Origin of the sequence: Kitasatospora sp. NPDC096128, from assembly GCF_040303105.1 — a bacterium.
GTDB lineage: Bacteria > Actinomycetota > Actinomycetes > Streptomycetales > Streptomycetaceae > Kitasatospora.
On the sequence record NZ_JBEOSP010000004.1, the window covers coordinates 205,516 to 227,829 of the forward strand.

Annotated in this window: 24 protein-coding genes and 1 pseudogene; 14 read left to right on the top strand and 11 right to left on the bottom strand. The window is 71.9% G+C overall.

From position 1 onward, the window contains the following. Nucleotides 1-11: 11 nt before the first annotated feature. On the bottom strand, nt 12-1,289 hold the full coding sequence (locus ABTY61_RS07050) for a multidrug effflux MFS transporter (RefSeq protein ID WP_350503895.1): 1,278 nt from the start codon (nt 1,287-1,289) through the stop codon (nt 12-14). Nucleotides 1,290-1,363: 74 nt separating this feature from the next. Next, the gene (locus ABTY61_RS07055; RefSeq protein WP_350503896.1) at nt 1,364-2,218 is read right to left on the bottom strand and encodes an SDR family oxidoreductase; all 855 of its coding nucleotides are present in this window, start codon (nt 2,216-2,218) and stop codon (nt 1,364-1,366) included. 79 nt (nt 2,219-2,297) lie between these two features. Here ABTY61_RS07055 and ABTY61_RS07060 point away from each other — a divergent pair, with 79 nt between their 5' ends. Beyond that, entirely contained in the window at nt 2,298-2,744 is a 447-nt protein-coding gene (locus ABTY61_RS07060) for an Rrf2 family transcriptional regulator (protein WP_350503897.1), read from the top strand. 33 nt (nt 2,745-2,777) lie between these two features. On the opposite strand, the gene ABTY61_RS07065 is transcribed toward ABTY61_RS07060, so the two are convergent. Continuing rightward, entirely contained in the window at nt 2,778-3,218 is a 441-nt protein-coding gene (locus tag ABTY61_RS07065; RefSeq protein WP_350503898.1) for a winged helix-turn-helix transcriptional regulator, read from the bottom strand. An 80-nt stretch (nt 3,219-3,298) separates the two neighbouring features. Between ABTY61_RS07065 and ABTY61_RS07070 the strand changes: the two genes are divergently transcribed. Both ABTY61_RS07070 and ABTY61_RS07075 read left to right on the top strand, forming a co-directional pair. Beyond that, entirely contained in the window at nt 3,299-4,267 is a 969-nt protein-coding gene (locus ABTY61_RS07070) for an NADP-dependent oxidoreductase (protein ID WP_350503899.1), read from the top strand. 30 nt (nt 4,268-4,297) lie between these two features. Further along, a complete protein-coding gene (locus tag ABTY61_RS07075) occupies nt 4,298-4,618 on the top strand; it encodes an NIPSNAP family protein (protein ID WP_350503900.1) in 321 nt (106 codons plus the stop codon). Nucleotides 4,619-4,720: 102 nt separating this feature from the next. On the opposite strand, the gene ABTY61_RS07080 is transcribed toward ABTY61_RS07075, so the two are convergent. Then, complete coding sequence (locus ABTY61_RS07080) at nt 4,721-5,203, bottom strand: MarR family winged helix-turn-helix transcriptional regulator (protein WP_350503901.1); 483 nt, start codon at nt 5,201-5,203, stop codon at nt 4,721-4,723. A gap of 143 nt (nt 5,204-5,346) precedes the next feature. Between ABTY61_RS07080 and ABTY61_RS07085 the strand changes: the two genes are divergently transcribed. After that, nucleotides 5,347-6,315, top strand: a complete 969-nt coding sequence (locus ABTY61_RS07085) for an alpha/beta hydrolase (protein WP_350503902.1) — start codon at nt 5,347-5,349, stop codon at nt 6,313-6,315. A 227-nt stretch (nt 6,316-6,542) separates the two neighbouring features. Next, nucleotides 6,543-7,364, top strand: coding sequence for a hypothetical protein (locus tag ABTY61_RS07090; RefSeq protein WP_350503903.1), 822 nt, complete (start codon nt 6,543-6,545; stop codon nt 7,362-7,364). A 97-nt stretch (nt 7,365-7,461) separates the two neighbouring features. Here the strand turns inward: ABTY61_RS07090 and ABTY61_RS07095 are convergent, their stop codons facing one another. After that, nucleotides 7,462-8,517 carry a helix-turn-helix domain-containing protein gene (locus ABTY61_RS07095; protein WP_350503904.1) on the bottom strand — a complete coding sequence of 352 codons (1,056 nt, stop codon included), beginning with the start codon at nt 8,515-8,517 and terminating at the stop codon, nt 7,462-7,464. Nucleotides 8,518-8,676: 159 nt separating this feature from the next. Here ABTY61_RS07095 and budC point away from each other — a divergent pair, with 159 nt between their 5' ends. From budC to ABTY61_RS07115, 4 genes are all read left to right on the top strand, one after another. Further along, nucleotides 8,677-9,447, top strand: a complete 771-nt coding sequence (gene budC / locus ABTY61_RS07100) for a meso-2,3-butanediol dehydrogenase (RefSeq protein WP_350503905.1) — start codon at nt 8,677-8,679, stop codon at nt 9,445-9,447. Between the two features lie 122 nt (nt 9,448-9,569). After that, complete coding sequence (locus ABTY61_RS07105; protein WP_350503906.1) at nt 9,570-11,159, top strand: GMC family oxidoreductase; 1,590 nt, start codon at nt 9,570-9,572, stop codon at nt 11,157-11,159. A 506-nt stretch (nt 11,160-11,665) separates the two neighbouring features. After that, nucleotides 11,666-12,349, top strand: coding sequence for an RNA polymerase sigma factor (locus tag ABTY61_RS07110; RefSeq protein ID WP_350503907.1), 684 nt, complete (start codon nt 11,666-11,668; stop codon nt 12,347-12,349). Next, the gene (locus ABTY61_RS07115; RefSeq protein WP_350503908.1) at nt 12,346-12,582 is read left to right on the top strand and encodes an anti-sigma factor family protein; all 237 of its coding nucleotides are present in this window, start codon (nt 12,346-12,348) and stop codon (nt 12,580-12,582) included. Before ABTY61_RS07110 ends, ABTY61_RS07115 begins: the two co-directional genes overlap by 4 nt. Before the next feature lie 11 nt (nt 12,583-12,593). Here the strand turns inward: ABTY61_RS07115 and ABTY61_RS07120 are convergent, their stop codons facing one another. From ABTY61_RS07120 to ABTY61_RS07130, 3 genes are all read right to left on the bottom strand, one after another. After that, nucleotides 12,594-12,902: a cytochrome P450 gene (locus ABTY61_RS07120; protein ID WP_350503909.1), complete on the bottom strand. Its 309-nt coding sequence runs from the start codon at nt 12,900-12,902 to the stop codon at nt 12,594-12,596. Between the two features lie 131 nt (nt 12,903-13,033). Continuing rightward, a complete protein-coding gene (locus ABTY61_RS07125) occupies nt 13,034-13,765 on the bottom strand; it encodes an oxygenase MpaB family protein (RefSeq protein ID WP_350503910.1) in 732 nt (243 codons plus the stop codon). Nucleotides 13,766-13,902: 137 nt separating this feature from the next. Further along, nucleotides 13,903-14,376 carry an SRPBCC family protein gene (locus ABTY61_RS07130; protein ID WP_350503911.1) on the bottom strand — a complete coding sequence of 158 codons (474 nt, stop codon included), beginning with the start codon at nt 14,374-14,376 and terminating at the stop codon, nt 13,903-13,905. 269 nt (nt 14,377-14,645) lie between these two features. Between ABTY61_RS07130 and ABTY61_RS07135 the strand changes: the two genes are divergently transcribed. The 3 genes and pseudogenes from ABTY61_RS07135 (at nt 14,646) to ABTY61_RS07145 (ending at nt 17,254) form a co-directional block, all read left to right on the top strand. Then, nucleotides 14,646-15,506, top strand: a complete 861-nt coding sequence (locus tag ABTY61_RS07135; protein ID WP_350503912.1) for a hypothetical protein — start codon at nt 14,646-14,648, stop codon at nt 15,504-15,506. Nucleotides 15,507-15,827: 321 nt separating this feature from the next. Next, a pseudogene (locus tag ABTY61_RS07140) lies at nt 15,828-15,992 on the top strand (zinc-binding dehydrogenase); the annotation flags it as partial. Between the two features lie 374 nt (nt 15,993-16,366). Next, complete coding sequence (locus ABTY61_RS07145) at nt 16,367-17,254, top strand: oxygenase MpaB family protein (RefSeq protein ID WP_350503913.1); 888 nt, start codon at nt 16,367-16,369, stop codon at nt 17,252-17,254. A 316-nt stretch (nt 17,255-17,570) separates the two neighbouring features. Here ABTY61_RS07145 and ABTY61_RS07150 read toward each other — a convergent pair whose 3' ends face one another. Further along, complete coding sequence (locus tag ABTY61_RS07150) at nt 17,571-18,200, bottom strand: TetR/AcrR family transcriptional regulator (RefSeq protein WP_350503914.1); 630 nt, start codon at nt 18,198-18,200, stop codon at nt 17,571-17,573. Nucleotides 18,201-18,335: 135 nt separating this feature from the next. On the opposite strand from ABTY61_RS07150, the gene ABTY61_RS07155 reads away from it, so the two are divergent. Next, nucleotides 18,336-18,794, top strand: a complete 459-nt coding sequence (locus ABTY61_RS07155) for a cupin domain-containing protein (RefSeq protein ID WP_350503915.1) — start codon at nt 18,336-18,338, stop codon at nt 18,792-18,794. A gap of 374 nt (nt 18,795-19,168) precedes the next feature. Here the strand turns inward: ABTY61_RS07155 and ABTY61_RS07160 are convergent, their stop codons facing one another. Then, complete coding sequence (locus ABTY61_RS07160) at nt 19,169-19,999, bottom strand: alpha/beta fold hydrolase (protein ID WP_350503916.1); 831 nt, start codon at nt 19,997-19,999, stop codon at nt 19,169-19,171. A 296-nt stretch (nt 20,000-20,295) separates the two neighbouring features. Here ABTY61_RS07160 and ABTY61_RS07165 point away from each other — a divergent pair, with 296 nt between their 5' ends. After that, a complete protein-coding gene (locus ABTY61_RS07165) occupies nt 20,296-21,234 on the top strand; it encodes an alpha/beta fold hydrolase (RefSeq protein WP_350503917.1) in 939 nt (312 codons plus the stop codon). A 496-nt stretch (nt 21,235-21,730) separates the two neighbouring features. Here the strand turns inward: ABTY61_RS07165 and ABTY61_RS07170 are convergent. Then, on the bottom strand, nt 21,731-22,314 hold a 584-nt coding region (locus tag ABTY61_RS07170; RefSeq protein WP_350503918.1), incomplete at its 5' end, for an enoyl-CoA hydratase-related protein.

The following is a 22,314-nucleotide window of genomic DNA, read 5'->3' on the forward strand; positions in this document are numbered from 1 at the left end:
GGTGCGATCGGTCACCGGTGTGCGGTGCCGTGCGTGTGGGTGGGTGGAGCAGGTGGTTCGGTCGTCGGTGGGGTCGGTGCGGGACCAGCCGTCCTGAGCCGGGCTGCCCGCTGCGGCAGCGGGAGGTGCCCGCTTCCGGTGGCTGCCTGAGAGGCGGGCAGCATGAGCACGAGCATTGCCGCGACGGAGAGCGCGGCCATGACCACCGCGGTGGGCACCGCACTGTGCGCTCCGCCGCTGCCCACGAGCGGCGCGGCGAGGCCGCCGACCAGGAACTGGCCGCAGCCCAGCAGCGCCGCCGCGGCGCCGGCGTCGGCGCCGTGCTGTTCCAGAGCCAGTGCGGCGGCGTTCGGCAGGACCAGCCCCACGCTGGTGACCACGGTGAAAAAGGCCGCGAGCAGCGGCCAGAGCACGGCCGTGGTGGTGACGAGGGCAAGCAGCGCGAGGCTTCCAGCCGCCGTGCCGATCACACCGATGCCGAGCAGCAGCCGCGCGTCGACGGCACGCACGAGCCTGCCGTTCACCTGGGCGGCCAGGACGAGGCCGAGCGCGTTCACGGCGAAGACCAGGCTGTACTTCCCGGGTGAGAGGTGGTGGATGTCCTGGAGGATGAACGGGGAGCCGGCGATGTAGGCGAACATGGCTGCGAACACGAAGGCGTTGACGAGTGCGTAGCCCACGAGTCGCCGGTCCGTCAGCAGGCGCCGGTAGGCCGATCCGGCGGCTCGCAGGCCGCCTGACCGGCGCAGGTGCGGGGCCAGGCTCTCCGGCAGCGCGCCTGCGCACGCGAGGAGCACGGCGCCGCTCAGTACGGCGAGTGCGACGAAGATCCCGCGCCACCCCGATGCGGCCAGGATGCGGGCACCCGCGAGCGGGGCGAGGATCGGGGCCAGGCCGCTGACGAGCAGCAGGGCCGAGAAGTAGCGGGCGGCCGCCTGTCCCGCGTGGCGGTCACGCACGCTCGCGTAGGCGATGACGAGGGCGAAGGCGCCGCCGATCCCCTGGATGCCGCGGAACAGGACGAGCAGCGTGATGCTCGGGGCGCCGGCACACAGGAGGCCTGACGCCGTGTAGACGGTGAGGCCGAGGATCAGCGGCCGCCGCCTGCCCAGCGCGTCGCTCATCGGTCCGGCCAGCAGTTGGCCGACGGCCAGGCCGATCAGGCAGGCGGTCACGGTCAGTTGGGCCGCGGAGGGTGAGCCGCGCAGGTCGGCGGCCAGGCGGGGCAGGCCGGGTACGTAGGCGTCGGTGGACAGTGGTCCCAGCGCGACGAGGGCGCCGAGGATCAACAGGACCGGCGTGCTGCCGACGGCGGCAGCCGTACCCGTCCGCGAGCCGGGGCGCGTCGCTTCCGTCCGGTTCCTCACAGCCGCGCCCGGACCACTTCGGCCAGGGCGGTCGGAGTGCGGCCGGTCAGGTCGGCGACCGTCGGGGCGACCGCCTGGAGGAAGCCGCCGCGCGTCGCCGCGCCGAAGGACGTCACGAGCTGCGCGACCTCCTCCGGGAGTCCGGCCGCCCGCAGGCCGGCCACGGAAGCGGCGTCGTCGACCTCGACGAGCTCGACGTCGCGGCCGCCGGCCTCGGCCGCGAGGGCCACCAGGTCGGCGGCGGTCAGCGCCCGCGGTCCGGTGACGTCGTACGCCCTGTCCTCGTGCCCGTCCTGGGTCAGGACCGCTGCTGCCACCGCGGCGCAGTCCTCGCGGGTCACGTAGGCGGTGGCGCCGGCGCCGCTGTTGGTCACCAACCGTCCCGAGGTGATGGCCTGCTCGACCACCGGGACCTGCATGTGCGCGTACAGGTTGTTGCGCAGCACGCTCCAGCGCAGACCGCTCTCACGCAGCGCCTGCTCGGTGCCGGCGTGGTCGGCGACCACCAGCGCCGGGTTGGCCGGGACCGGCTCGGGGACCGAGGTGTAGACGAGGTGCCGCACCCCCGCCTCGGCCGCGGCCGCGATGGCCGTGCGGTGCTGGTCGAGGCGGGCGCCGATCGCGTCGGTGGAGACGATCAGCAGCCGCTCGACGCCCGCGAACGCGGTGCCGAGGGTGCCCGGGTCGGTGAAGTCGGCCCGCCGCACCTGGGCCCCGCGCGCGGCGAGGTCGGCGAGCGCCTGCGGGTTGCGCGTGGTGAGGACGACCTCGCGCGGATCGACGGCCTTCAGGAGGTGCTCGGCGGTGGCGCGGCCCAGGGGGCCCGACGCACCGGTGATGCCGATCGTCATCTCTGCTCCAATTCGCAATCGCCATGGTGGCGGTTTTGAAACCGTAGTCACAACGGTTGCGATATGGCAAGATGAGACCATGGCAAGGTCGACAAACACACAATTCGCGGTGGCTGTGCACGTGCTGACCTACCTCGCAGGCACGGCCGACTCCGGCCCGGTCAGCTCGGAGCAGCTCTCGCAGAGCACCAATGCCAACCCCGTCTACGTGCGCCGGGTCCTCGGCCCGCTGCGCGAGGCCGGACTCGTGCGATCACGCCCAGGAGTGCACGGGGGCTGGGAGTTGGCGGCCGAGCCCGGCACCGTCACGCTCGCCCAGGTCTGGCGGCTCCTTCAGGGAACGGACCCGGTTCTCGGACTGCACGGCCCCGACCCGGCCTGCGAGATCGGCCGCGGAGTCCAGCGGTCGCTGACCGCCCTCGACCGCGCGATCGCCGGCGCCGTCGCCGCCGAACTCGAACGGTTCACCGTGCAGGACGTCCTGACCGGAGCCGTGGCACGACCGGCGGACCAGCTCCCCGGGTGACGGCGCCCCCGCCGCCACCCGGGGTGAACTGCCTTACGCCGAGGCCGACTCCAGCCGGCCGACCTGGTCGATGTTCTCCTCGACCCAGGTGCGCAGGGCGTTGAGCGGGACGGCCACGCTCCCGCCGAGGACGGTGAGCTCGTACTCGACATGGAGCGGGATGGCCGGGTAGACCGTGCGGTCGACGAGGCCGGAGTCCTCCAGGCGGCGCAGGGTCTGGGTGAGGACCTTGGGGCTGACGCCCTGGAGGCGGCGCTGGAGCTCGCCGAACCGCTGCGGTCCGTCTTCGAGCGCGCCGATGGCGAGCGCGGACCACTTGTTGGCGAGCAGGTCGAGCAGGGCCCGGCAGGGACACTGGGCGGCGTAGACGTCGTGGTGCGAATGCTGGCCGCTCAGGCAGGTGGTCGCCATGTTCATCACTCTTCTCACCAGGTCACTTCCCAACGGGAAGTAGGAGACCTTGATGGTAACCACACCCCCGGGGATAGCTTCAACCCCGTCAGCGAGAAGGCCGCCGAGCGCCTTTCGCAGGTTGCCATTTCAGGAGGAGAGTCATGTCCGAAGAGACGATGCGCGCGGTGGTTCAGGACGCTTTCGGTGGGCCGGAGGTGCTGCGGGTCGCGCAGGTGCCCAAGCCGCAGCCGCTGCCGACCGAGGTGCTGGTGCGGGTGCACGCGGCCGGGATCAACCCGGTGGACTGGAAGACGCGTGGCGGCACGGGCATGGCGGGGATCCTGGGTGAGCCGCCGTTCGTCCTGGGCTGGGACGTGTCGGGCGTGGTGGAGGCGGTCGGCTTCGGCGTCACCACGCTGAAGGTCGGCGACGAGGTCTACGGCATGCCGTGGTTCCCGCGCGCCGCGAGCGCCTACGCCGAGTACGTCACCGCACCGGCCCGGCAGTTCGCCCGCAAGCCCGCCACCCTCGACCACGTGCACGCCGCCGCCGTGCCGCTGGCAGCGCTGACGGCCTGGCAGGCCGTCGTCGACACCGCGCAGGTCCAGCCCGGACAGCGCGTCCTGGTCACCGCCGCGGCCGGCGGGGTGGGCCACTTCGCGGTCCAGTTCGCCCGCCACCTCGGCGCCCACGTGATCGCCACCGCCAGCGCCGCCCGCCACCCCTGGCTCAAGGAGCTCGGCGCCGACGAGGCCGTCGACTACACCACCACCCGCTTCGAGGACGCCGTCGCCGACGTCGACATCGTCATCGACCTGGTCGGCGACGCCCACGACCAGACCAGCACCCGCTCACTGAAGGTCCTGCGCCCCGGTGGCCTGCTGGTCGCGATCCCGGCCGGCGTCTCCCCGGAGCTGGCCGCAGCCGCCGATGCCGCCGGGGTGCGGGTCACCCCGTTCCTGGTCGAGCCGGACGGCGCCGCGATGGCCGCCATCGCCGGCCTGATCGACGCCGGCGAGGTCGCCGTCGAGGTCGAGGAGACCTTCCCGCTGGAGCAGGCCGGCACGGCCCACGCCCGCGGCGAGGCCGGCCGCACCCGCGGCAAGCTCGTCCTGACCGTCGCCAACTGAGCGTCCGAACAAGTCTTTTGGAGTGACATCGTGTTCTACGAGATCCGCCGCTACCAGGCCCTGCCCGGACGCCGGGAGGAGTGGGTGCGCTACATGGAGGACGTGGTCATCCCGTTCCAGTCCTCGCTGGGCATGGACGTGACCGCCTCGTTCACCGACGAGCAGGACGAGGACGGCTACGTCTGGATCCGGCGCTTCGAGGACGAGGCCCAGCGCGAGGCGCTCTACGCGGCCGTCTACGAGAGCGAGCGCTGGAAGGACGAGATCGGCCCGGTGGTCTACGGACTGCTGATCCCCGAGAAGTCCGTCGTCACCCGCGTCGCGCCCACCCCCGCCTCGCCGTTGCGGTAACCAACCTCCCGGGGGGGTACCCGTGGCATCCGCGCAGCCCCCAGGGACATCCCGACCGGAAGCGCGTCGGCCACCGCCGCCGCGAACGTGTCCGTCTGCCGGTCAGCCGGAGGCGGACACGTTCGCGGCGAGGACCCGCAGGATCCGCATCGCCTCGGCGTGTTCCCCGGGCGGCAGCCCCATGGCCTCGCCGATGGCGGCTGGAACGACGCACGCCCGGGCGCGCAGGCCGACGCCCTCGTCGGTGAGGGTGACCAGGACCGTCCGCTCGTCGTCCGGGCGGCGTTCGCGGCGGACCAGGCCGACCGCCTCCAGGCGCTTGATCAGCGGCGTGAGGGTGCCGTAGTCGAGCTGGAGGGCGGCGCCGATGTCCTTGATCGCCACGCTTCCGCGCTCCCAGAGCACCAGCAGGACCAGGTACTGGGGATAGGTCAGCCCGAGCTCCTCCAGGATCGGGCGGTAGCGCTGGGTCACCGCGCGGGAAGCCGCATAGAGAGCGAAGCACAGCTGGTCACCCAGGAACAGCGAGTACTCCTGGTCATCGGCTGCGGCCCGGTTGGTCGGCGTCTCCTGCGGTGATCCCATCCGACAAGCCTAGAACCCCGAGCGAGCTACTTCAACGCGAGCGTTTTACTTGTGCACAATGTAATCGTGTCATAGGTTCTCTCTCGGCTCCCGTCACCGGAGCCGTCGTCCCGTCATCCCCGTTCCGCACAAGGGAGTCAGCCATGTCCGAGTACAGTCCTGTGCCGCCCGTCCTGGAGCAGGCCGCCGCCGACTTCGCCGCCGCGACGGCCAATCCGCCCTACCTCTTCGACCTCGGCCCCATCGAGGGCCGCAAGGCGGTGGACGAGGTCCAGTCCGGCGAGACCGCCAAGCCGGCCGTCGCCGAGGAGTGGTTCACCGTGCCCGGCGGCCCGACCGGCCCGGTGCGGGCCCGGATCGTCCGGCCCGCCGGGGCAACGGGCTCGCTGCCGGTGGTCCTCTACATCCACGGCGCGGGCTGGGTCTTCGGCAACGCCCACACCCACGACCGGCTGGTGCGCGAACTGGCCGTCGGCGCGCAGGCGGCCGTCGTCTTCCCGGAGTACGACCTCGCCCCCGAGGCCCGCTACCCGGTCGCGATCGAGCAGAACTTCGCCGTCGCCCGATGGATCGCCGAGGACGGCGCCGCGCACGGCCTGGACGCCGACCGGATCGCGGTGGCCGGCGACTCCGTGGGCGGGAACATGGCCGCCGCACTCACCCTGATGGCCAAGGAGCGCGGCGGCGTCCCGCTGGTGCAGCAGGTGCTCTTCTACCCCGTCACCGATGCCGCCTTCGACACCGGCTCCTACCACCAGTTCGCCACCGGCTACTTCCTGCGCCGCGACGGCATGCAGTGGTTCTGGGACCAGTACACCACCGACCCCGACCAGCGCGCCGAGATCACCGCCAGCCCGCTGCGGGCCACCGTCGAGCAGCTCACCGGCTTGCCGCCGGCCCTCGTCATCACGGCCGAGGCGGACGTGCTGCGCGACGAGGGCGAGGCGTACGCCGCCAAGCTCCGCCAGGCGGGCGTTCCCGTCGTCGCCACCCGGTACCAGGGCATCATCCACGACTTCGTGATGCTCGACGCCCTGCGCGAGACCGAAGCCGCCGAGGCCGCGATCACCCAGGCCGTCACCGTACTGCGCAAGGCGTTCGCGCACGCCTGAGCAACGGTCAGATCCAGGGACCGTGAGTGCTCAGCGGGCCTTCACCCGAAGGCCCGCTGAGCGCACGTCAGATTTCCGTTAGCCGCCCGCGGATTGTCCCATCGCACAACGGGCGGCATTGTTCGAGTTGTCCGGCCCGCCCCCGGTGGCGCCCCGGCCCCTCCTCTCATCCAAGCACCGCGCGCCGCGCGCAGATTGGCTGACCCATTGCCTGGACCGCCCACCCGATGGCCCAACCCTCCGGCGCCACCAGCGCCGAGCTTCATCGCGTCTCCTGCGCCGCACCCACCGCCTGCACCGCGGTGGGCACCTGGACCCGCCGCCCCGACGCCGTGCTCTCCTCCACCGAGCCGGGCGGCGAACCACTGGCCGAACGGTGGGACGGCCGGGCCTGGACCCCGCAGGACGTCCCCGTCCCCACCGGCAGCCGGGGTAGCCACCTGGACGGCCTCGCCTGCCCCGCACCGACCGCCTGCACAGCCGTCGGAGCCACCCTCGACCCGGACCCCACCGGCAACGCCGAACACGCCTACGCCACCACCTGGGACGGCAACCGCTGGACCACCCAGCAGGTCGACGAACCCGCCGGCGCCACCAGCACCCTCCTCACCGCACTCTCCTGCCCGTCGACCACCGGGTGCACCGCGATCGGCTTCACCGTGACCGGCCCGAACCTGGCCGCCCTGACCGAGACCTCGAACGGGACCGGCTGGCACCAGCTCACCCCGGCCACCACCAACGGCCCCACCGCCGCGCTCACCGACATCTCCTGTGCAGCACCTGCCAGTTGCCTGGGCGTCGGCAGCACCGCAACCGACAGGCACACCCGCACCGCAGCCGAGCTCCTGAACACCGCAGCCCGGACCGCCGACACACCGCTCGACGCACCGGGCACCCAAACCAGCTACTTCACCGCCGTCTCCTGCTCCCGGCCCGCCGACTGCACGGCCGTCGGCACAGCGCTGCCCAGCACCACCATCGCCATGGCCCAGCACTGGGACGGACACCACTGGACCCAACAGCCACTGCCCATGCCCGCAGCCCCGTAGAGCACCGATGACCACGGCGGGCAGCAGCCGCTCAACGGACCCGGCCGAACCCCACGTGCGGGTGGCCGCCACGGGCATTGCGGATACCGCATCGTCGTCAGGTGGGGTCAGCCGACAGGAGCGCGCCGTCCACGGCCGCGCCACTACGGGGGCAGGAGTCACGCACCGTGCCCGCCCGTCCCGGGCGGCTCGCCGATGCGCGGGCGAACTCGGCCGGGCTCTGGCCGTACTGGCGTCTGAAGGCCCGGCTGAAGTGGCTGCTGTCGGCGAACTGCCAGTACGCGGCCAGTTCCGAGATGCTGGGCCGGCCGATCGCCAACAACAGCGCGGCCCTGGCCTGTTCGAGCCTGCGGCGGCGGATGTAGCCGGCGACGGTCTCCTCTCCGCCCTCGAACGCCCGGTGCAGGGTCCGGACGGAGACGGCGAGTTCCCTGGCCAGCAGGGCGGGTGAGAGCCTCGGATCGGCGAGGCGGGCGTCCGCGATCTCCCGGGCGGCCTGGGCCAGAGCGGGCGCGTGGGCGGGCTCGGTGGCGTCGGGCTGTTGTCGCAGGACGCCCCGGACCAGCTCGATCAGGGCCAGGTGGGCGGCCTGGGCGCCGCTCGGGGAGAGGTCCGGTGCGCTGCGGGAGAGGAGCCGCGCGTGTCCCAGCAGCAACCGGGTCTCGGCCGTGGCCGAGGAGCCGGTGACCAGCCGGTCGCCGATGAGCGGGCCGAGGCCTCGGGCGGGCAGGATCAGTACCGTCGCTCTGGCCTGCCGGGCGGCCTCGACGGTCGGCGGTCCGCTGCGCTGGAGCATGAAGTCCCCGGCTGGAACGGTGAGTCGGCCGTCCCGGCGCCGGGTGAAGTCCCAGACGTTGTGCGTGACCGCGTGGAACAGGATCATGTCGTCACCCTGGTGGAGAGCGCTGCCGTTGGTGCCGGCCAGCGAGTGGCTGTGCACGTCGGCGATCACGGACCCGTGTACGAGGACGGCGCGGGCGCTGATTCTGAACTCTCCTGCGGCCCCCGGCGTGAAGGCGGGTGCGGGGTAGGCCTCGCCGACCTGTTCCTCCCAGCCCTGCCGGAACCGGTCGAACCCGTGCTCCGGCGCGCCCGGGGCGGTCACGTCGGCCGAGAAACTCCCGCCGCTGCCCGGCCCGCTCGTCCCCGACACCTTTGCCTCCCGGGCCGGCGCTGAAGTCCCGTCGATGTGGCGCTCATGTCCAAGCGTACGGGCCGGGCCCTTCCTAGAGTGGGTGGAGTTGCGGGAGGCCGGTCTCCCGGCCTGCCGCGAGCAGGGTCGGATCGTGCGAGCTGGGCCGAGGAGGGCGTCGTGGGCAAGGACACCGAGCGGGTCGTGGTGGTGACCGGAGCCGGGTCGGGGATCGGGGCGGCGATCGCCCACCGCTTCGCCGCCGAGGGCTCGACGGTCGTCGTGGTCGGACGGACGCGGGAGAAACTGGACCGCACGGCGGCCGGGGCACCCGCGGGCGCGAAGCTCCTCGTCCGGACTGCCGACCTCACCGTGCCCGACCAGGTCGACGCGCTGTTCGCCGACATCGCCGGCGAACTCGGGCGGCTGGACGTCCTGGTCAACAACGCGGGCGCGCCCGCCTTCGGCGCCGTCGACGCGGTGACCCCCGAGGCCTGGCGCGCCGCGATGGCCCTCAACCTGGACGCGGTCTTCCATGCGAGCCGGGCCGCGCTCGGGCCGTTGCGGGCCGCGCACGGATGCATCGTCAACGTGGGCTCCACCGGCGGCCTGGGCGGTGACTACGGCATGGCCGCCTACAACGCGGCCAAGGGCGCCGTGGTCAACCTGACCCGCGCCATGGCCTTGGACCACGCCCCGGAGGTGCGCGTCAACGCCGTCCACCCGGGGTTCACGCTGGGAACCGGCATCACGGCGGGCCTGACCGCCGAGTCACCGCTGGTCGAGGCCTTCGCGGAGCGCATCCCGCTGGGCCGGGTCGCGCTCCCCGAGGAGGTCGCCTCCGTGGTCGCCTTCCTCGCCGGCCCCGACGCACGCTACGTAACCGGCGCTCAACTCCCGGTCGACGGCGGGCTGCACGCCTCCAGCGGCCAGCCCCGCATCACCTCGTAAGCCGCCCCCAGGCCACCGCACGGGCCGGTGAGGAGCCCGACCGACCGGGATCGGCTGCTCCGCCCCGCGGGTACAACACGACAACGGCCCGACCTCACGGGCCCGGTAGAGGAGCGATCGCCGTGGACGAACGGCAAGTACGCCTGACACGGGCCGGATCCGCCCACGCCGTGGCCGAGTCGGCCGCCGCGACCGAGTTCGACGTCGTCGTCTGCGGCGCGGGCTCGGCGGGCTCGACGGTCGCGGGGCTGCTCGCAGCCGACGGGGACCTGCGGGTGCTGCTGCTGGAGGCGGGGCCCGACGACGTCGACGAGCGGGTGTCCGACCCCGACCGGTGGTTCGAGAACCTCGGCAGCGAACGCGACTGGGGCTTCCTCACCGAGCCGGGCCGGCACGTCGACGGGCGGCGGCTGCCGTACTCGATGGGCAAGGGGCTCGGAGGCGGTTCGAGCATCAACGTCGGGGTCTGGTCCCGCGGCCACCGCCGCGACTGGGACCACCTCGCCGCGAACTGCGCGGACTCGCGGTGGGACTACCGCTCGACGCTCGCCGTCTACCGCGAGCTGGAAACCTGGAGCGGCGCTCCCGACACCGGCCGGCGCGGCACCGCGGGGCCGATGCACGTCCGTCCGGCGGGCCCAGTCCACCCCTTCTTCGCGGCGATGCTCGACGGCGCCGAGTCGATGGGCCTGGACCGCTACGACAGCCCGAACGGGGAACTCGCCGAACACGGCAGCGGATGCGCCGTCCGGGACGAGATCGTCGAGAACGGGAGGCGCCTGTCGCCCTACCGCGCGCTGGTCGCCCCGCGGCGTGCACAACGCAACCTGACGGTGCTCACCGAGACCCTGGTGACCCGGGTCCTGTTCGAGGGCGACCGCGCGGTCGGTGTCGAGGCGGTGGCGCAGGGCTGTCCCGTGCGCTTCCGCGCCGCGCGCGAGGTGGTGCTCAGCCTCGGGGCCGTCCAGACCCCCAAGGTCCTCATGCAGTCGGGCATCGGACCCGCCGGGCACCTCGAAGCCCTCGGCATCGAGGTCCTTCATGACCTGCCCGGCGTCGGCGCCAACCTCGACGACCACCTGCTCGTCGGCTGCGTCTGGAAGGCCGGTACACCGGAACTGCCGCATCCCGCACGCGCCCAGGCCGTGTGCTTCTGGGGAAACGACGGCCACGCCGAGTCCCCGCAGTTCGTCATGTACTCCGGCGCGGCCGCCTTCATGAGCCCCGAGGCCCAGGCACGCTACGGCCGGCCGGATCCCGCCTTCACCTTCCTGCTCGGCATGCGCCTGCGCTCGCGCGGGTCGGTGCGGCTCGCCGGCGCCGACCCGACGAGCCCGCCCGTGATCGAGACCGGGTACTTCGACGAACCCGACGACCTGCGCGACGCCGTGGCCGCCTACCGCTTCGCCGAGGCGATCGCCGACTCGGAGGCGATGCACCCCTACCAGGGCCCCGGCGTGGTTCCCCGGAACGCATCCGACCGCGAGGTCGCGGCCTACCTCCGTGCGGCCGCCAACACCTTCTGGCACCAGTGCGGAACAGCCCGAATCGGCCTCGACCACTACGCGGTCGTCGATCCCGAACTACGTGTCCGGGGCCTGGAACGCCTCCGCATCGCCGACGCCTCGGTCCTGCCCCGCGTGACCTCCGGCAACACCATGGCTCCCTGCATGGTCATCGGACACAGGGCAGCCACCCTCCTCCGCGGCTGAGATCTCGGAGATGTGCACGGTGTCGCCCGGCCGCGCGTAGTTCAGCAGCCCGCGGAACTTCGGCCGTTGGAGCGGGTGTCGGCGACTGGAGGTCCCCGGGTCTGACCTCGGCCAGGCGAGCGACGATCGCGCCCGAGGTCAGGCCCTTCGCGGTCAGCGAGATGACCAGCTCATCAGTGTCTCCCTTGATCAGGGTGTCCACCTTGTTCATGACACTCCCTCGTTGGACGGGTGTCGAGCGCAGACGTGCGCTCAGTGGTGGCCTAGGTGGCTGTGCGTCAGGCCGGATGCCGTCTGTGGGCATGTGCAGCCGGCCCACCGGAACCGGGCCGAGGCGCCGCACTGAAGGACCTGGCCGAGCCCGCCCCGCCCTGACGGCCCGTCGGGCAGCACCTCGCGCCGCCGACCGCCTGGTGGTGCTCTTGCCCGGCCTGTGGGATCATGCGGCGTCAGCGGCCGACGTGGCCGGGTGAGTTCCGGGGCGGGGCCGAACTGCGGGGGGCATCATGGCGGTGAAGGGCGGGCTGCCTGCCGACAATGTCCTGGTCGAACGCCTCCTCGCCAAGGACGAGGACGTCTTCCGTCTGCTGATGGGCTCCTGGACGCCGGGGATGCTCCGCCTGGCCCGCGCATTCGTCACGACCAACGCCACGGCGGAGGACGTCGTCCAGGACACCTGGCTCGCCGTACTGGGCGCCTTGGACCGCTACGAGGGCCGGTCCTCGTTGAAGACCTGGGTGTATCGGATCCTGGTGAACACGGCCAAGAACCGTGCCGCCAAGGAAGGCAGAACAGTACCGTTCGGCAGCCTGCTGCCCGAGGACGAGGGGCCGGCCGTGGTCCCGTCCCGGTTCCGACCCTCCGACGATCCTCCGGCCGGCCACTGGGCGCCGGGCAGCAAGCCGCAGCTCTGGCCGGGGCCGGAGGAACACGTCCTGGCCGGGGAGATCGGCCGGATCGTCGCCTCGGCGCTGGCCGAACTGCCCCAGCGGCACCGACTGGTGGTGACCCTGCGCGACGTGGAAGGCTACGCATCGGAAGAGGTCTGCGACATGCTGCAGATCTCTCCGGGCAACCAGCGAGTGCTGCTGCACCGCGGGCGCGCTGCCGTCCGGGGCAGACTGGAGGAGTACTCCTCCTCCGTCTCGGACACCACTGCCTCGACGGCGAAGGAGAGCGAGCGACGATGACCGGGATGAAGTGCAAGGAATTCGTCGAGCTGGTCACCGCCTTCCTCGACGGAGCGCTGGATCCCGCGACCGAAGCCCGGTTCGTCGAGCACATCGCCGCGTGCGAGGGCTGCGACCACTATCTCGACCAGATCCGGCAGACCGTCCAGGAACTCGGCGAACTCCCCCCCGACAGCCTCTCCCCCGAAGCGCAGGACCGGTTGCTGACCGCATTCCGCACCTGGCAGCGATGACGGACGCCCGTTCACGCTCGGGCGTCGACGGTCAGTGACGTGAAGCCGTGGAAGCCGAGGGCGGCGTTGCGGGTCGGCGGCACGTCTGCGCACACGCGCAGGTGGGGGAACCGGGTCAGCAGCGCGCGCAGGGCCGTCGATGCCTGGACCCGGACGAGTGCCGCCCCGATGCAGCCGTGCGGCCCCGTGCCGAAGGACAGGTGCCGGTTGGGCCTGCGGGGGAGGTCGAGCGTTTCGGGGTCCTCGAAGTGAGTGTCGTCCCGGTTGGCCGCGCACACGAAGAGGAGCACGGGCTGGCCCTTCTTGACCGCAACCGGCACAGAGCGGTCGTCAGCCCGGCGATCCCCGCCCCCACGACAACGACATCTTGATCGACAGGCACGTGGCTTGCCCTTCTCTCTCGGTGGTGACCTTGCGACGGCCCGTCGAATCGGCGGACCGCCCGGTGCCGCTAGTCGGCGTCGGCCGGCGTGGACTTGGCGTTCTCCATGCGGCTCCTGCGCCAGCCGGCGCGGGCGCGCGGGTGGTAGCGGCGCAGGCGGGGCAGGCAGCTGAAGGCTCCGTGGACGAGCCGGCCGGCCAGTCGGTGCCATCGTTCGTCCCGGGCGGTCCAGGTGAGGCCGAGGCGTTGGCGGATCACGGGTTCGTAGAGGCCGGTGGTGATCCAGATCAGGATCCGGGCGCAGAGCCGCCACGCCCGGTCCCACAGAGGGCGGGGAACCCACCGCAGGGGGCGGGGCCGCTCCAGGTCCCTGAGGTCGAGCACGTCCCGGGCCGCCTTGGTGTCCTCCAGGACGTGCGTGCACATGTGCTGCCAGTACGCCTGGAACGCCTCCCATGACTCGGGGACCGGTCGCATGGTCAGCCCGTACAGCCGGTACCAGCCGATGTGCTCGGTGAACAGTCGCTCCCGCTCGCGTTCGGTGACGCCGCCCATGAACCTGTCGCCGAACCGGATCATGGTCATGAAGAAGACGGCGTGCGCCCAGTAGAAGGTGTCGGGGGCGAGCGCGTGGTAGCGGCGCCCGTTCGCGTCGAGGCCGCCCAGGTCGCAGTGGTAGGAGCGCACTCGGGCCGCGGTGGCGGGGGCGTTCGGCCCGTCGTAGACCACGCCGAGGATCGGGTAGAAGGACCGGAACACGCGCGCCCAGCGTTCTTCGAAGAACCGGGAGTGCTGCTCCACCGCGGCGCCGAGTCCGGGGATGCATGTTCTGCATGGATCCTGCCCACAGCGTGACCAGCATGTTCCGCCAGTCCCCGAACAGCCGCCACGTCACCGAGTCCGGCCCGAGCGTGACGGGCTCGATCTTCCTGCTCATGTCAGCTCGCCCCCCGACAGTGCCACTGCCGCAGGGCGAGCAGCTTGTCCAGGCCGAGGCGACCGTGTCGCATGGTCAGCGCGTGGTTGTGGCGGAACGCCGGCTTGGCCACGGGCGCCAGCACCCGCAGCAGGGGTTTGGCGGCGGTGCACTCCTGCGTTATGCGGACGGTGCTCGCGCCGCCTTCCTGGTCGGTGACGACGAAGTCGATCCAACCGCGGATGTCCCCGCCCAGGGCGAGCCGGAAGTGCCCGTCCTGGGCGTCCCTTGCCGTGAAGGTGTGGGTCACGACCAGCGAGTAGGGAAGCGTCGAGCGGAGCGTCAGCTCGAAGCTGTCGTCACCGAGCCGGGAGACCGCCTGGTAGTCGGGCCACCAGAGCGGGAACCTCTCGAGGTCGGTGAGCGCCTCGAAGACCGGCTGCCGCGGCCACGGCATGGTCCAGTCGACATCGAATCGGTAGAAGTTCAGCGGCATCGGTGCTCTGCTCCTGAGTAGGCGGGGGCCGGGGCCGGGGGGAGAGGTTCCGCGGTTCGGCGATCCCGGACGCTTGCTCAGAGTCGGTACCGGCCCCATCCGTTACACAGGCCCAAGCGGCAACCGAACGCCGCCCCGCAGGTCTCGGTCGCGTAACGGCTGCGACCACGGCCGTAACGCGAAGGCCGCCACCCGGCACTAACTCCCGTACGACGCAACAGGAACCGCCGGACGGGCAAGGCCCGAACGGGCGACGACGAGGAGGCATCATGGAAAGACTTCGACTGCGCAAACGAGCCCTCGGGCTCCTGGCGGTCCTGTCCCTGACCGTCCTGGGGGCCTTTGCCGGCACGGCCCAGGCGGCCCAGCAGGACGGCCCGCCCGGACCCAACCCCGGTGACGGCCCCAGCGGATCGTCGTTCTTCATCGGGAACTGTCTCCGCGCCGGCAACATCACGATCGCCCCCGACGTGGTCCCGTTCTGCGGTGTCGGGCGGGCCGCCTACAACGCGACCGGGGACGTGCTCAGGCGGAACGCGAGGTTCGTCGGCAACGACATCCGCGTCATCGGCGGGACCCTCCGCATCAGGGGCGGGATCTTCGAGGGCAACACGATCGTCGGGGACAAGATCGTCATCGAAGGACACGACGCGATCTTCGTAGGCAACAACCGGTTCATCGGCAACGTCTACGTCGAGGACATCGACGCGATCGCCGCTGAACTGGAGAACGTGGAGCTCTGCACCGACCACTTCCTCTCGGACTACAGCGCGACCGAACAGGACGGGCAGGGCCCGCTGCACAGGAGGCAGACCGGGATCCACACCTACAACATCCGCGCGGCCGCCCGGACCCCGGTCCACGACAGCTTCACCTCCCTGCACGCCTACTGCGGGAAGAAGCTGCTGGCGGACGACTTCAGCTACTTCTCCGCCATCGCCACCGCGCGGTACCCGCGGGCCACCCTCAAGTCCGACCCGATCATCCGGTACGCCGACCTGAAGTTCATGTCGAACCAGGTACACGACTGCCGCATCAAGATGCGGGAGGCGAAGAACCGTGCCGGCGCGGGCGCCGGGCTGAAGGCACTGCTCGACTGCGCGAACGCGTACGTCCACAACGAGCTGTAGCACCGACTCCATAAAACTGCCGGACGGGTTCTCGGTGCGGATCACGGGGATCTTCAGCCGGGGCATGACGCGGTGGTTCATGCACCAGCACAGAAAGCCCGTGGTGACGCGCCTGGTGATGGCGTCCTCGGCGAACCAGGCGTCCAAGTCGGCTTGGGCGTACTCGGTAAGGGCCCGGCCCCGGGCGTCGGACAAGGCCAGGAACGCGGCCGCCTGCGTGAGCGCGGTGCGGGCGGTCTTGACCGCTCCGCGCCCGAGCGGCCGCTTGGTCGCCGTGGCCCGCAGTTTCCGTAGCAGTTGCCAGGTGGCGAAGCCCTCCACGACGGCCCGGCCTACCACGCGCTCGCCGAAGTAGGCGAGTTGATCGATGCCGGTCGGTTCTGGCTTCCCGTCGACCGGGTCTTCCCGCTCGCCGAGATCGCCCAAGCTCATCGTGTCAGCGAGCGTGGTCACGTCCGCGGCAGGCTGGTGCTGACCGTCAGTTGAGGTCAGCGTTCGAAGGCGCCGGTCAGTCGGCCGCGGGCGAGGACGGGTGCGGTGATGACGGGCAGGAGGGCGCGAGGCCGTGCCCGGTTCGGTTGCACTGTGCCGGGGGTGCTTTCCACGCGGGCGGCGAGGGCGAACAGCTGGCAGCTCGCCGGCGCCGTGCTCCCGGAGGAGGGCCTGGTGCTACCGCCCGACAGCACCGTCTGGTTGCGCACCATCTGACGGCGTGACGGAGAGGAGATACTGATGCCGGGACCCGGCCGGCCGGGCTGCTCCGAGCAGGCGGTACCGCTCACGGGGGCCGCCGCCCGTGCGGTCCCGCCCGGTGCCGAACCGCGAACCGGGCTGACCCGTGGACTCGGTGAGGCATCCGCATGAGCAGCGACACCTTCTCCCTCCCCCGCGATCAACAGCGCGCCGATGCGGGCATGTTCGGCCCTTCCTCGGTGACCTGGCATCTGCACGCCGACCCGGCGATGTGGATCGGCGGGGTCAGCGCCCTCCACCTGCAGGCGCTGCACCCGATCGCGGCTCTCGGCATAGCCCAGAACTCCTCGTTCGAGGATGACCCCTTCGGCCGCCTGGTGGGCACGGGGTCCTTCATCGTGGCGACCACCTGGGGCACCCGGGCCCAGGCCGAGCAGGCCGGCGCCCGAGTGCGCGCCGTGCACGAGCGCCTGCGCATCCACGATCCGCACAGCGGTGCGCAGTACCGGCTGGACGCCCCCGACCTGCTGCTCTGGGTGCACTGCGCGCTGGTCAGATCGAACCTGCACGCCGTGCGGCACGGCGGCCTACGGCTGACGGGCCCGCAGGCAGACCGCTACGTCGACGAACAGCGTCACGTCGCGGCCCTGGTCGGACTGGCGGCCGAAGACGCCCCCGGTTCGGTCGGCGAACTGGAGGACTACCTCAGCGGCATCCAGCCGGTCCTGACCGCCTCCACCGAGGCCCTGCTGATCCACCGATTCGTCAACCGGCCGCCCCTGCACGGCCGATGGCGACGTCTGCGACCGCTCTGGACGGCGGCCTCCGAGCTCGGCTACACGCTGCTGCCGACCTGGGCCCGCGAGCTGTACGGACGCCCGGGCCTGCCTGCCCCCGTGGCAACCGCCACCCTTCGCGCCGCCCGTTCGGCGGCCTCGCTGCTTCCCGCGCGCAAGCGGCTCGACTTCCCTGCTCCCTATCTCAGCCAGGCCGTCGAGCGGCTCGGGAGGACGGCCGTGCCGTCCTCCCGACGGCTGCGTGAGCAGCCGTCATGATGCCCCCGCCCGGCCGGCCCAGCCAGCAGGTGGCGTTCCGGCCTGCGCGTTGTCCGGCACGGGGCCGACCCCGGCGTAGGCCTGCTGCGCCGTGCGATCGCTCGACGACCGCCGTCGTCGCCCGCCCCGAGGCGTCGGCCACCGCGCGCCAGGAGGGTGGCGTGCCGAGTCCGGAGGGGAGGCGGATCATCTTCTGGTGGCCGAGCTCCCGCAGGGTCTCGATGGAGTGCTCGCATCCGAAGCCGCTGTAGTGGCCCTCACGGCAAGACTGCTGCGGGCCGCACAGCGGCTCATCGCAGAAGGTTTTGGTGGACCCTCACGACGAGGGCGTTGCCATCATCGCGGAGCGCGTGAGCGCACAGGCGGTGTGCACGATCACCGAGACGGCTTCTTCGGTGTCGAGGCCGTGCAGGTCGGTAAGGGTGAACAGAGCCTCTGGGCTGACGATGGCGGACAGGCCGAGCTTGAGGTGGCTGAGCGCGGCGGGATCGGCGGTGCCGAGTGACCCGGCCAGCGGTTCGAGCGCTGCATCGATCAGGCCGATACGCAGGCCCGGTCGGGCGGCCGGGTGGCCGGGCCTGGCGACGGTGGCCGCGATCATCGCGCGCACCACGCCCTGCCGGGCAAGAACGTGGCGCATCAGGTAGTTCGCTGCGGCGGCCACGCGTTCGACCGGGTCGTCGGAGTCGGTCGCCTGGGCCAGGGCTTGTGCGGGATCCGGGAGCTGGTCGGCGATGGCTTCCCGGAGCAGGCTGGCCAGATCGGGGAAGTACCGGTACGCGGTGGCCTCGGAGACCAGTGCGGCCTTGGCGATCTCGGGCATGGTCACCTCGCGGCCGGTACGGCTCAGCTCGGCCGCGGCCTGCACGATGGCGGCGTGGGTGCGCTTCTTCTGGTTCACCCGTCCCGAGCCGGTCGGCGCGGGGGCTGGGGCTGTCTTGGTCACCGTGCGGCCTCCTCGGCGGATGGGAATACTTTGGCGAGTCAAGTCTAGCAATGAGAGTTGGCTTGCATGAAAGCCGAGAGCTCACTACTCTCATGAGACCTTGCTCTTATTAAATCCTCGGGAAGGACGTACGCCATGACCCTGGTCTCCGTGGTCGCCCCGGACGGCGGCGAGCTGATCGAGCTCGGGCCGGCCCGAATCCGGATCCTGGAGGACGGTTCGACCACCGGGCACCGGCTCGGCCTGGCCGAGATCGTGCTCGCACCGCGCACGGCCGGTCCGCCCCAGCACCGCCACGCCCGGCACGACGAGGGCTTCTACGTCGTGTCCGGCACGGGGGTGTTCACCGTCGGCGAGACCGAGCACACCGCCCCGGCGGGAACGCTGGTGATGGTGCCCCCGGGTGCTCCCCACACCTTCGCCAACCCCGGCGACGAGCCCCTCGTCATGGTCAACACCTTCACTCCCGACCTCTACGTCCAGTACTTCAAGGACCTGCGGGAGATGATCGAGGCCGCTGGACCGCTGACGCCCGCAGCGACCATCGAGGTGATGGGCCGCTACGCCACCGAGGCGGCGACCGACTACGCCTGAGCCGCCGGGGCCCCGCACAACGCGCGCGGGCTTCGGCGGGGAGAGCCGTGGTCCGCGGGATACGGGTCCGGCCCGACCGCATCTTGGCCGGGCTGGACCCATGGCCTTCCGTCAGGCAGCCGTTCTCACCGGGTGCTCTTTCCTTGGTTGCGCTGGTCTTCCCGGCAGCGGGCGATGTGCGGGCATCGGGGTGTTGACCAGGCCGGCGATCAACAGGCTCATGCAGCAGACGCCGAGCACCAGCAGCCTGCGCCGCGCCGTGAGGTCTGGCGTCTCTCCTCCCGGAGGGATCCCCGTCCGCCGTACGGCGGGGCCGTCGGTGCGCCGACGGCGCCGACGCGCGGCGGACGGGAGCCGGAGTGGCCGGCCGGGGATCAGGCGGCCTCGTCCGGCTTCATCACGGTGTCCACGAAGCGGCTGATCGCGCCCATCGTCGGGCCGGCCTGCTCGATGTGCGGGAAGTGCCCGGCCTCGGCGATCGGCGCGAAGTGCCCCTGAGGGAACGCGTCGGCATAGGCACGGCCGTACTCCACCGGCGCGATCCCGTCCTGCTCGCCCCAGACCACCAGCACCGGGACGCCCACCCGGTGCAGACGACCGCGCAGCTTCACGTCGTGCGTGAACGCCTCGCCCCCGTAGAGAGCCTGCGTCTTCTGATTGGCGGCCATGCCGGCGCGCTGCTGGTCGGTGAAGGTGGAGAAGTCCGGGCGGAAGGCCGGGTTGTGGAAGGAGAGTTGGGTGATCTCGGCCGGCGCCAGGGTGCGCGGGTCCAGGACCTTCGCCCCCTCCTGGCCCTCGATGCCGGTGGCGTTGAGCAGGACCAGGCAGCCGATGCGGCCGCGGGTGTCGCGCAGCGCCATCTCGGAGGCGATCCAGCCGCCGAACGAGTTCCCGACCACCATGACCCCGGTCAGGTCCAGGGCGTCGAGCAGATCGAGATAGGCCACGGCAAGGTCGGCGACCGAGTCCGTCGCCTCCGGGCGCTCGGTTCCGTCGAAGCCCGGGTGGGTCGGAACGAGGGCGTAGACGTGCTCGGACAGGATGGTGGCCAGGCCCGCCATCGAGCGCGGTCCGGCGCCGCCGTGCAGTAGCAGCACGCCCTGACCCTCGGTGTTGACGCCGTACTCGGCGAGCGTGACCGGCAGTCCGCCGGGCAGGTCGACGGTCCGGGTGGTGGCGCTGGAGGTGGTGGTCTGGGTGGTCATTGCGAGTTCCCTTCGCGAGAGCTGACACTCATGAAGGTAGTTGACAGTCGCCATACATGCAAGTGGACTCTCATGACGGGAGCTGGCTTCCGTGCAGCTCCGGCGCGGACAGGCGCGACGAGGGCCCCTCTCCAGGGTGGGGCCAGCCCCCGCCCGAACCCGGTGGGCAGCACCATCGCCGCCGGCCTCTGCGCCGAGGAGGCTCGGGAGGGTCAGAAGACCGTCGTAGCAGTGGACTTGCCGGTGGCTGGCGCCGCCTCGCGCATCGGGAGCCCGCCCTCGCGAAAGGCACTACCGTGGCTGCCCCCTCCTCGCCCCGCCGCCGACTTCGGCACGCCGCGCTCGCCCTGGCCGCCGTCGCCGCCACCGCCGGTTCGCTCAGCGCCTGTGGCACAGCCAAGACGCAGAGCGCACGCCCGGCCGCTGGGGCGACCGGGAGCTCCGCCGGCGCGGCTTCCTCAACCCCGTCCGACGCGGAGCCCTCGCTCCACGTGATCACCAACGAGGGCCACAAGCTGGCGTTCTACGTCACCCCCGGCCGACTCCCGGCGATCGTCCTCGATGCCGGCGGCGGCCTCGACGCGTCGTACTGGAACAAGGTCGCCCCTGCCCTCGCCAAGGACACCGGCTCCGAGGTCATCGCCTACGATCGCACCGGGGAGGGAAGGAGCGATGACGTCCCCGGACCGTGGAAGGTCCGGAACGCCGCCGACGACCTCGCCGCAGGCCTCACCCAGCTCGGCGTCACGAAGAACGTCGTCCTGGTCTCCCACTCCCTCGCCGGCGAGATCGCCACCGCATTCGTCCAGCAGCACCCGGACCGGATCGCCGGCGCTGTCCTGGTGGACGCCAACCTCCCGCAGTTCTTCACCGACGCCGAAACCGCCAAGCTCGTCGCAGCCAACGCCCCGCAGATCGACGCCCTCAAGCAAGCACCCCAGACCCGCCGGACCCGCCAGATCCTCGCTGAAGCCACCGACTACGGCCCCGTCCACAACGCCTACCACCAGCTGACCTGGCCCCGGAGCATCCCGGCCACGGCGATCGTGTCCTCCCAGACCCCGTTCCCGACCCCCGACGACGCGCAGCTGTGGCGCCAGGCCCAGCAGGACTTCGTGAACGCCGCGCCCAACCGGCACCTCGTCACCGCCGAGAACAGCTCGCACGACATCCCCGACGACCGTCCCGACGTGGTCATCAACGCCGTGCAGGACATGGTGGACCAGGTCCGGTAACCAGACCCCCGCAGCGGCGTGACCGTGACAGCACCGACCATGCCGCTACCGGAGCACCCGCGCCGGTCGAGATGTCCGCGTCCGCGGACTCCGGGCCACCCGGCTCGACCCCCGGGAGGCGGCAGGCCTGGCACCCCGTGCCCGCGACGCCCACGACCGCCGCCGTGTGGTGCTCCTGACCGAGCTGCGCGCGGCGACGGCGGCCCGCACGTAGAGGTCGGCGGCGGTCTGGCCGTAGCCGTTCGCCTCGTGGTCGTGGCCGACCTGCTCGAGGGTGCCCTTCGCCTGCGGGTGCAGGGCGTCGAAGCCGCCTTGGGCGAGAGCGATGAGTTGCGAGCACCCACAGGCGCGGTGGTCGAAGTGCCCGCACGACTACAAGATCCGACTCAAGGCCCGCGGCCGCACCCGCTGACCTGGTCGCTTGTCGCTCGGGGGTGCGGTGACCAGGTCCACCGCACCCCCGAGCCGACGGAGTCCGCGGCCGGGCCTGGCGGACTCAGCGGCCGAGCCAGTGGGGCGAGCGCCCTTCGGCGAAGGCGCGGGGGCCCTCGATCGCGTCCTGGCTGTGGCGACGGCGCTGCTCCCACACGTAGGGGGCGGAGAACGCCTCCTCCAGTGGGATGTCCACCGAGCGCATCACCGCCTCCTTGATCGCCCGCACCGCCAGCGGCGCGCTGCGCAGCAGGTCCGCGGTCCACTCGGCGACGCAGTCGTCGAGTTCCTCGGCGGGGACGACCTGGTTGACCAGGCCGAGGCGCAGTGCCTCGGCCGCGGTCATCCGGCGGCCCGTCAGCAGGTAGCCCATCGCGGCCTTGAGCGGCACCTGACGGGCGAGGCGGAAGGCCCCTCCCGCACCCGGCACCAGGCCGAGCCGGGCTTCCGGGAGGGCGAAGACCGCCCGGTCCGAGGCGACGATCAGGTCGCAGGCGAGGGCGAGTTCGAACCCCCCGCCCAAGGCGTAACCGTCGACCCGCGCCAGTACGGGCTTGGAGAGCCGGAACCGCTCGGTCAGTCGTGGGGGGCCGGGGGGGGCGAGGCCTGACCCGCGTCTGAGCCGCCCGCCCCGCCCGGGGACACCCG